The sequence below is a fragment of the Sphingomonas sp. FUKUSWIS1 genome, from assembly GCF_000733135.1.
Lineage (GTDB): Bacteria > Pseudomonadota > Alphaproteobacteria > Sphingomonadales > Sphingomonadaceae > Sphingomonas > Sphingomonas aerolata.
The window spans coordinates 1-2461 of record NZ_JPJC01000220.1; the positions used below are offsets into that span (position 1 = coordinate 1).

The following is a 2461-nucleotide window of genomic DNA, read 5'->3' on the forward strand; positions in this document are numbered from 1 at the left end:
ACCGCGGACCAGCCGATCGGCACGCCCAGCAGTACGAGGCCGACATAGCTCGCCGCGGCGAGCGCCGCCGCGGTGACATAGAGTTCGGGGCGCATCAGGATCGAGGGTTCGCCCGCGAGCACGTCACGGATGATCCCGCCGAAGCAGGCGCTCATCACCCCCATCAGCACCGCGGGCACGGGCGGCACGCCATAGCCCAGCGCCTTGGCCGCACCGAACACCGCATAGGCGGCGAGCCCGATCGCATCGAACCAGCCCAGCGCCTCGTCGCGCCACCAGCGTTCGGGCGTGATCCAGATCACCAGCGCGACGATCAGGCACATGCTGGCGGCGCGCGCGTCGTGCACCCAGAAGACCGGCGCGTCGATCAGCAGGTCGCGCACCGTGCCCCCGCCGACCCCGGTGATCAGCCCGAAGAAGATCGCGGTGACGACGGTCTGCCCCCGCTTGGCCGCGGCGAGCGCGCCCGAGGCGGCGAACACCGCGAGCCCGGCGAGATCGAGCCAGCGCGCGGCGGCGGGAAGGACGTCGGGCGACAGGATCGTAACGGGCAGCATCCCCCCGGCCTAGCCGCTGTGGCGCACGACACAAGCGAGGGTGCAGCCGCGACCGGATTTTGCGCGATTTCCCGGCTGAGGACGAACTTATCCACAGGCGGGGATAATTCTTTGTGGATAACGGGGAAAAGTGCCCGGACAGCCCGTGTGCGAGGCACAATTTTGCCGGTTCTTATCCTTTTGTGCACAGCCTGTGGATAACTTGCTGTGGATAACGGGGACAGATTGCGTGCCCTGCACGACCCAGGATGCCCGGAGCGAAGATGAACGCGACGTTGTTTTGGGTTCATGCAACCGGGGGTAAACGCCGGCCGTTACGGACACAGATCATTACAAACGGGAGTAGATTTTATGCGTAAGTTGATCATGGCACTCAGCGCGACCGCCCTCGTCCTGCCGACGCTCGCGGTGCCGATCTCGGCCGCCGATGCGCAGCGCGGCAAGCGCGAATGGCGCGGTCGCGACGGCCGGACCTATTGCAAGAAGAGCAATGGCACGACCGGCACGATCATCGGCGGCGTCGGTGGCGCGCTCCTCGGCCGCACGGTCGACACGCGCGGCGACCGCACGGTCGGCACGCTCGGCGGCGCGGTCCTGGGTGGCCTGGCCGGTCGCGCGATCGACAAGGGCACGAGCAACAATAATCGTCGTTGCCGCTAAACCACGCACCGCATTGCGGACTGATGCGTTGAAGGGGGGCGTCGCGGGAAACCGCGGCGCCCTTTTTCATGTTTCGAAGGATCCGAAAATGACGACACGCAGCGGTTCGGCCAGCTATGAAGGCCTCGGCAAGAGCGGCAAGGGCCATGTCTCGACGCAGTCGGGCGTTTTGTCCGACTCGCCGTACGGCTTCAACACAAGGTTCGAGAACGAGCCCGGCACCAACCCCGAAGAACTGATCGCCGCCGCGCATGCGAGCTGCTTCACCATGGCGCTGAGCTTCGCGCTCGCGGCCAAGGGTTATGAGGCGGGCACGCTCGAGACGAGCGCGAAGGTGACGCTCGACAAGGATGGCGACGGTTTCAAGATCACCAAGTCGGCGCTGACGCTGAACGCGAAGGTCGAGGGCATCTCGGCCGACGAGTTGGCGACGATCGCGGCGGATGCCAAGGCGAACTGCCCGGTGTCGAAGGTCTTGAACGCCGACATCACGCTCGACCACACGCTTGCCTGATCGACGCGCCGGCATGCGGATCGCCGCGACCATCGCCCTCGTCCTGCTCGGTGCGGGGCTTGAGGCGGGGGTCGTCGGTGCCGCCGCGGCTGGTGGACAGACGATCGCCGGCGGCGCACGACGCGACGCCGGCGACTGGCAGCGGTACCGCGCCTATGATCATGATCGCCCCGAACCAGGGCAGCGCGGCTATTTCGCGGACCGGTATTTTCGCGATGGCCGCTATTATGCGGTGCGCCGGCTGAGCCGCGCGGATCGCCTGTATCGCGGCGCCGACGGCCGCTATTATTGCCGCCGCGAGGACGGGACGACCGGGCTGATTACCGGCGGGCTGGCCGGCGGCGTGCTCGGCAATATTATCGCACGCGGTGAGTCACGGCTGATCGGCACACTGGTCGATACCCGCGGCGGTGCGCTGCCCGGCCGGTCGGTCGATCGCGGCCGGATCCGCTGCCGCTGACCCCAAGACTCCTGAGATCAGATGATTCCGCCACCGAGCATCAGCCGCAGCGTGAAGATGATGATCAGCACGATGTTCAGATTACGCCCGGCATTGCTCGACGACAGCGCACCCACCGCAGCGCCGACGATGCCGATCGGGATGACCAGCCAGTTCATCCAGCCGAGCAGCGGGAAGAAGGCAACGAGACCCAGCGCAAGGGTGACGAGGCCGATGAGGATCGAGACGAGGTTGAGCATGACCCAAACATGGCGTCTCGACGGGTCGCAG

5 protein-coding genes are annotated in these 2461 nt (G+C 66.5%); 3 read left to right on the forward strand and 2 right to left on the reverse strand.

Annotated elements, in window-relative coordinates; translation table 11 throughout:
* On the reverse strand, positions 1–557 hold a 557-nt coding region (locus sphsw_RS13180; protein ID WP_042467269.1), incomplete at its 3' end, for a trimeric intracellular cation channel family protein.
* A gap of 351 nt (positions 558–908) precedes the next feature.
* Here sphsw_RS13180 and sphsw_RS13185 point away from each other — a divergent pair.
* The 3 genes from sphsw_RS13185 to sphsw_RS13195 all read left to right on the forward strand — a co-directional run bounded on the left by sphsw_RS13185 (position 909) and on the right by sphsw_RS13195 (position 2191).
* Positions 909–1217, forward strand: a complete 309-nt coding sequence (locus sphsw_RS13185) for a glycine zipper 2TM domain-containing protein (protein ID WP_037532560.1) — start codon at positions 909–911, stop codon at positions 1215–1217.
* An 88-nt stretch (positions 1218–1305) separates the two neighbouring features.
* The gene (locus sphsw_RS13190) at positions 1306–1731 is read left to right on the forward strand and encodes an OsmC family protein (protein ID WP_031441012.1); all 426 of its coding nucleotides are present in this window, start codon (positions 1306–1308) and stop codon (positions 1729–1731) included.
* 13 nt (positions 1732–1744) lie between these two features.
* Positions 1745–2191, forward strand: a complete 447-nt coding sequence (locus sphsw_RS13195; protein WP_052380937.1) for a hypothetical protein — start codon at positions 1745–1747, stop codon at positions 2189–2191.
* Between the two features lie 17 nt (positions 2192–2208).
* Here the strand turns inward: sphsw_RS13195 and sphsw_RS13200 are convergent.
* The coding region (locus sphsw_RS13200; protein WP_327195647.1) for a hypothetical protein at positions 2209–2461 on the reverse strand (253 nt) is incomplete at its 5' end.